Raw genomic sequence first — 6,218 nt, 5'->3', positions numbered from 1 at the left:
CCAGCTGTAACGCCGGGTTACTTGCTTAACCCACCACGGTGCAACCGGGTGGGAGGAGCCGATGCCCCGGCGTTACATGCGCGCGAAGGGTCAGATCAGACCGGCGTCGTGCACCACGATCGCGATCTGGACCCGGTTGGTCACCTGCAGCTTGTCGAAGAGCCGCGAGACGTGTGCCTTCACGGTCGGGACCGACAGGTGCAGCCGCTGGGCGATCTCCGCGTTGCTGAGGCCGCGGCCGACTTCCATCGCCACGTCGCGCTCCCGGTCGGTCAGCGTGCCGAGCGCCCGGCGCGCGTCCTCGCTGCGCCCGTCCGGTGACGACTCCCGGATCCGCGACAGAACGGCACGGGTGGCGCCGGGCGAGAGCATCGGCTCGCCGTCGGCGACGGCCTGGATCGCCGCCACGATGTCCGCCGGAGGGGTGTCCTTGAGGAGGAAGCCGTCGGCGCCGGCCTCGAGGGCGGAGAGGACGTGCTCGTCGGCATCGAACGTCGTGAGCACGATGACGTGGGGCGAGGGATCGCCCTCCTTCAGCGTCCGGGTGGCGTCGATCCCGTCGAGCACCGGCATCCGGATGTCCATGAGCACGACGTCGGGTCGCAGCTCGCGGCAGGCTGCCAGTCCGGCGGCGCCGTCGGACGCCTCACCCACCACCGACAGGCCGGGGTCGCCCCCGAGCATCAGGGTCAGGGCCGAGCGCACCAGCGGGTCGTCGTCGACGACCAGCACCGTGGTCACGTCTGCCACGGGAGCCATCCTCGCAGCACGAACATGCCGTTCTCCTGCCGGTGCTCCAGCCGCCCGCCGCCCAGCACGGCGCGCTCGCTCAGGCCGATCAGGCCGACGCCGGCTCCCGGGACCCGGCCGCCGAAACCCAACGGGTTGGCGAGCCTCAGCTCGACCCCCTGGTCGGGCCCGCCCGAGACGTCGACGGTCAGGACCGCACCCGGGGCGTGCTTGCGCGCGTTGGTGATGCCCTCCTGCACGATCCGGTAGATGGTCCGGCCGACCGTGGCCGGCAGCGCGGCCGCCGCGTCGCCGAGCCGGTCGTGCCAGGCGACGTTCATCCCGGCCGCCTGGGCCTGGGCGACCAGGCCCGGCACGTCGGCGTACGTCGGCTGCGGCTGCTCGCGCTCGATGACCCCGTCGTCACGGAGAACGCCCAGCACCTCTCGGAGATCGGTGAGCGCGGCGTGGGCCGTGGTCTGGATCTCGGCACTGCCCTGTCGCAGCGCATCGGCATCGAGATCGGTGCGGTACGCCAGGGCTCCCGCGTGCATCGAGATCTGGGAGATCCGATGGGCGAGGACGTCGTGCATCTCGCGCGCGATCCGCTGGCGTTCCTTCGCCTGCGCCTCGCGCGCCCGGAGCTCCTGCTCGGCCTCGGCCCGTTCGGCCCGCATCCGCAGCTGCCAGGCCCACTGACGCCGCGACCCGATCCAGGCGCCCCAGCCCATGATCGCGATGGTGATCGCGATGTTGAACGAGAACGTGAGCCAGAACGGTTCCGGGCTTCCTCCCGGCGTGAGGTCCTCGTAGCCCTGGGCCGCGACGATGCCGACGACGCTCACCGCAAGGATCGGCAGGATCCGCTGCCGGGTGGCGACTGACACCGACGCCAGGGTGGCTGGACCCGCGGCCACGCCGGACACGAGGATCACGGTCGACAGCACCAGGGCGACGGCGACCGGGTAGCGGCGACGCAGCAGCACCACGCCGTACGACGCGATGCCCACGAGCAGGTCGACCCACCACCACCAGCGGTAGTCATGCCATTGGCCAAGGAAGGAGTTGGACCAGACCAGGGCGGAGATGACCCCACAGGCCGCGAACCGCCAGGTGTGCCCCCACCAGGTCAGCCGCGGCTGGTAGACGTCAGGGTTCGGCCGCTCCACGAGGTCAGGCTAGGCCCGGCACTGTTCCCGTCACAGTCGTCCCCGGTGTCAGGCCACCCCCTACTTTGGTCTGGCCAGGTCGAGCCCTCGGACCGATCCCGCCCTTGACCGCGACCGGTTGGATGGTGGTCATGATCGAGGTGACCGGACTGACCAAGTCGTACGGCGGCTTCCTGGCCGTCGACGACATCTCGTTCCGGTGCCAGCCCGGCCGGGTGACCGGCTTCCTCGGGCCCAACGGCGCCGGCAAGACGACCACGATGCGAGTGATGGCGGGACTGACCCCGGCCACCCGCGGGGAGACCTTGATCGGCGGGCACCGCTACCGCGACATCCCCAACCCCGGCACCCACGTCGGGGTGCTGCTCGACGCCTCCGCCCAGCACGCCGGCCGCACCGGCCGTGAGGTGCTGATGGTCGGCGCCAAGACGATGGGGCTCCCCGAGTCGCGGGTCGACGAGATGCTCGACATGGTGTCGCTGTCGCAGACCGAGTCCAAGCGCCGGGTGCGCAACTACTCGCTCGGCATGCGGCAGCGGCTCGGCATCGCCCACGCGCTGCTCGGCGACCCCTCGGTGCTGATCCTCGACGAGCCCGCCAACGGCCTCGACCCGGCCGGCATCCGGTGGATGCGCGACCTGCTCAAGCACTACGCGGACCGCGGCGGCACGGTGCTGCTGTCGAGTCACCTCCTCAACGAGGTCGAGCTGATCGCCGACGACATGATCCTGATCGGTCGCGGCAAGATCGTGGCGCAGGGCACCAAGAAGTCCCTGCTCGCCGAGCGCAGCACCGGGACGCTGGTGACGGCGGTCGACAACGAGGCGCTCTCGACGGCGCTCTCCGCGGCCGGCCTCCAGGTCAACCGCGCCGGCGACGCGCTCCGGGTCGACGCCCAGCCGCTTCAAGTGGGCCAGGTGGCCGCCGACCAGCGGCTCGTGCTCACCGAGCTGCGGCCGGCCGACGGCGGTCTCGAGAACCTCTTCCTCGAGCTGACCTCCGACAGCCAGCGCGACGACCTCACCCACACGGACGACCCGCAGGGAGCCCCCGCATGAGCGCCACCGAACCGCTGACCCTCGACGTCTCCCAGACCCGCCGCGTGCCCTTCGGACGGCTGGTGTCGGTCGAGATCAGGAAGATGGCCGATACCCGCGCCGGGATCTGGCTGCTGGGCCTCACGGTCCTGGTGACCGCGGCGTTCATGGTCATCTTCTACTTCGTCGCCGACTCCGACGAGCGGATCTTCGGCAACTTCATCGGCATCGCGGCCACGCCGCAGGGCTTCGTGCTCCCCGTGCTCGGCATCCTGCTGATCACCAGCGAGTGGGGCCAGCGCACCGCGATGGTGACGTTCGCCCTCGAACCGTCGCGTTCCAAGGTGATCGCGTCCAAGGTGGTGGCGGCCCTCATCCTCGGACTGGGGGCGTTCGTCGCCGCGATCCTGCTGGCGTCGATCGGCACGCTGGTCGGTGGCGCCGAGGGTGGGTTCGAGGACCTGAAGGCCACGACGTTCCTGCTGTTCCTCGGCCTTCAGATCCTCAGCGTCCTCCAGGGTCTCGCCTACGGCCTGATCTTCCTGAACACGCCCGCAGCGATCGTGACCTTCTTCGTGCTGCCGATCGCGTCGTCGATCATCTTCTCCGTCGTACCGGCGCTCCAGGACAGCGCGCCCTGGCTCGACCTCGGGACGGCGCAGCAGCCGCTGTTCGAGGCGGGCACCGGCGCGGACCTCACCGGTGAGCAGCTCGCGCAGCTCGGGACGACGTCCTTGATCTGGATCATCCTGCCGTTCGTGATCGGACTGATCCGGGTGATGCGCGCCGAGCTCAAGTAGCCGGCGCGCCCAGAGACGGCGGGTCGGGCCTCCCTCGGGGGAGGGGGCCCGGCCCGCTTCGGCGTCTCCGGTCTCCCCTAGGGTCGGCGCTATGACAGCGACTCGCGCCGACGGCCGCGCCGACGACCAGCTCCGCCCAGTCACCATCACCCGTCACTGGCTCGACCACGCGGCCGGCTCGGTGCTCGTGGAGTTCGGCCGTACCCGCGTCCTCTGCGCCGCTTCCGCGTCCGAGGGTGTGCCGCGGTGGCGCAAGGGCTCGGGGCTCGGGTGGGTCACCGCCGAGTACGCCATGCTCCCGGCCTCCACCAACACCCGCTCCGACCGTGAGTCGGTGCGCGGGAAGATCGGTGGCCGGACCCACGAGATCTCCCGCCTGATCGGACGGTCGCTGCGCGCGATCATCGACTACAAGGCGCTCGGCGAGAACACCATCGTCCTCGACTGCGACGTCCTGCAGGCCGACGGCGGTACCCGCACCGCCGCGATCACCGGTGCGTACGTCGCGCTCGCAGACGCGGTCGCCCACCTCAAGGACGTCGGCGCGCTGGCGGGGGAGCCGCTCAGCGGATCGGTGGCGGCGGTGAGCGTGGGCATCATCGACGGCGTGCCTCGGCTCGACCTCCCGTACGAGGAGGACGTGCGTGCCGAGACCGACATGAACGTCGTGATGACCGGTGCCGGCAGCTACGTCGAGGTGCAGGGCACCGCCGAGGGTGCGACCTTCGACCGGGCCGAGCTGGACGCGCTGCTCTCGTTGGCGGAGAAGGGCTGTGCCGACCTGACCCAGATCCAGAAGGAAGCGCTCTCCGCCGGTGGTTGAGGTGCGACCGCAGCGAGCCTCGAAACCTCCGGCTCCTCAGATCTTCCTGGCATCCCGCAACGCCAAGAAGCTCGCGGAGATGCACCGCATCCTCGGCGCCCACCTCCCCGACCTCGTGGTGCGTGGGCTCGACGACGTCTCGCCGTACGACGAACCGGTGGAGGACCAGCCCAGCTTCGAGGGCAACGCGCTGCTGAAGGCGCGGGCGGGCCTCGCTGCGACCGGTCTCCCGGCGCTCGCTGACGACAGCGGGTTGTGTGTCGACGCCCTCAACGGGATGCCGGGCGTGCTCTCGGCCCGCTGGTCCGGCATGCCGAAGTCCGACGCCCGCAACAACGAGCTGCTGCTTCAGCAGCTCGCCGACGTACCCGACGACCGCCGGTCCGCCCACTTCACCTGTGCCGTGGCGTTCTGCCACCCCGACGGCACCGAGCTGGTGGTCGAGGGCCGGATGCCGGGCCGGATCATCCACGAGCAGCGCGGAGACAACGGTTTCGGGTACGACGTGGTGTTCGTCGCCGACGAGACCGGACCGCCGGAGCGCACGACCGCCGAGCTCCCCTCCGACGAGAAGGACTCGGTCTCCCACCGTGGCAAGGCACTGCGCGAGATCGCGCCGCTGGTCGCGGCCGCACTCCGTTAGGCAGCCGGGGCCGGCTCGCGCGCGGCGACCCGGCGGCTGACGAACGCGCCCCACAGCGCTGCCATCGGGAACATCAGCAACGAGTACACCGCGGCCGGCACCGAGATCTCCGTGCTGTCGAGGACCTCGACGGCGACGAAGATCGCCAGCGTGCCGTTGTGCACCCCGATCTCCATCGAGGACGCGATCGCCTGCGACTCGATGACCCCGGCCAGCTTCGGGATCAGGTAGCCGGTGACCAGACTGATCGCGCAGAAGAGCGCCGCGACCAGGCCGACGTCGGCGAAGTAGTCGCCGACGTTCTCGCGCTGGTCGAGCAGGATGCCGAGCACGAGGATCGCGAGGATGACCGCCGAGCCGATCCGGACCGGCTTGTCCATCCGCCCCGCGAACTCCGCGTTCCGCGCCCGCACGAGCATCCCGATCCCGACCGGCACCAGGATCAGCACGAACACCTTCACGACCTCGCTGAGCGGCATGGAGACGGTGTCGGCCTGGTCGAAGTACCGGATGGCCGCATTGGTGATGAGCGGCAGCGTGCCGATCGCCAGGATCGTGTTCACCGCGGTCAGGCTGATGTTGAGCGCGACGTCGCCCCGGAACAGGTGGCTGAACAGGTTGGCCGTCGTACCGCCGGGCGAGGCCGCGAGCAGCATCATCCCGATCCCGAGCAGCGGCGGCAGGTCGAACAGCACCACCAGCCCGAAACAGGCCAGCGGGAGCAGCAGCAGCTGACATGCCAGAGCGACGACGGCGGCCTTCGGGTGCTGGGCGACCCTGCGGAAGTCGCCGACCGTCAGGCCGAGGCCGAGCCCGAACATGATGATCGCCAGCGCGATCGGCAGCCCCACGGTGGTCAGCGCGGAATCCATGACCGGACTGTAGTGGTGCGTGCGCCCGGCGAGACTCGAAGTCGCGGTGTCCTGGTGCCGAAGGAGGGACTCGAACCCCCACGCCCGAAGGCACAGGTACCTAAAACCTGCGTGTCTACCCGTTCCACCACTCCGGCTCACGGCT

The 6,218-nt window shown here is 70.4% G+C and carries 7 protein-coding genes and 1 tRNA gene; 4 read left to right on the top strand and 4 right to left on the bottom strand.

Features of this window, described 5'->3' with window-relative positions; all coding sequences use genetic code 11:
- Window positions 1-90 precede the first annotated feature (90 nt).
- Together VFZ39_RS17610 and VFZ39_RS17605 are read right to left on the bottom strand one after the other, a co-directional pair.
- Window positions 91-750 (bottom strand): response regulator transcription factor, encoded by a 660-nt coding sequence (locus VFZ39_RS17610; protein ID WP_330867095.1) that lies wholly within the window; start codon window positions 748-750, stop codon window positions 91-93.
- Window positions 738-1,898, bottom strand: coding sequence for a sensor histidine kinase (locus VFZ39_RS17605; protein WP_330867094.1), 1,161 nt, complete (start codon window positions 1,896-1,898; stop codon window positions 738-740). The genes VFZ39_RS17610 and VFZ39_RS17605 overlap by 13 nt, the downstream gene beginning before the upstream one ends.
- Before the next feature lie 131 nt (window positions 1,899-2,029).
- On the opposite strand from VFZ39_RS17605, the gene VFZ39_RS17600 reads away from it, so the two are divergent.
- The 4 genes from VFZ39_RS17600 (at window position 2,030) to rdgB (ending at window position 5,201) form a co-directional block, all read left to right on the top strand.
- On the top strand, window positions 2,030-2,956 hold the full coding sequence (locus VFZ39_RS17600; protein ID WP_330867093.1) for an ABC transporter ATP-binding protein: 927 nt from the start codon (window positions 2,030-2,032) through the stop codon (window positions 2,954-2,956).
- Window positions 2,953-3,735, top strand: a complete 783-nt coding sequence (locus tag VFZ39_RS17595) for an ABC transporter permease (RefSeq protein WP_330867092.1) — start codon at window positions 2,953-2,955, stop codon at window positions 3,733-3,735. Before VFZ39_RS17600 ends, VFZ39_RS17595 begins: the two co-directional genes overlap by 4 nt.
- 91 nt (window positions 3,736-3,826) lie before the next feature.
- Window positions 3,827-4,558, top strand: coding sequence for a ribonuclease PH (gene rph, locus VFZ39_RS17590; protein WP_330867091.1), 732 nt, complete (start codon window positions 3,827-3,829; stop codon window positions 4,556-4,558).
- A complete protein-coding gene (gene rdgB / locus VFZ39_RS17585) occupies window positions 4,551-5,201 on the top strand; it encodes an RdgB/HAM1 family non-canonical purine NTP pyrophosphatase (protein WP_330867090.1) in 651 nt (216 codons plus the stop codon). The genes rph and rdgB overlap by 8 nt, the downstream gene beginning before the upstream one ends.
- Here rdgB and VFZ39_RS17580 read toward each other — a convergent pair.
- Both VFZ39_RS17580 and VFZ39_RS17575 read right to left on the bottom strand, forming a co-directional pair.
- Entirely contained in the window at window positions 5,198-6,073 is an 876-nt protein-coding gene (locus VFZ39_RS17580; RefSeq protein WP_330867089.1) for a bile acid:sodium symporter family protein, read from the bottom strand. The two genes, rdgB and VFZ39_RS17580, sit on opposite strands and share 4 nt — an antisense overlap.
- A gap of 52 nt (window positions 6,074-6,125) precedes the next feature.
- Window positions 6,126-6,210 (bottom strand) — tRNA-Leu (locus VFZ39_RS17575).
- Window positions 6,211-6,218 lie beyond the last annotated feature (8 nt).

The organism is Nocardioides sp. (assembly GCF_036374615.1).
In the GTDB taxonomy this organism is placed as follows: domain Bacteria; phylum Actinomycetota; class Actinomycetes; order Propionibacteriales; family Nocardioidaceae; genus Nocardioides.
Note: the sequence above shows the minus strand (reverse complement) of the source record. Positions and strands in the feature narration are given on the sequence as shown.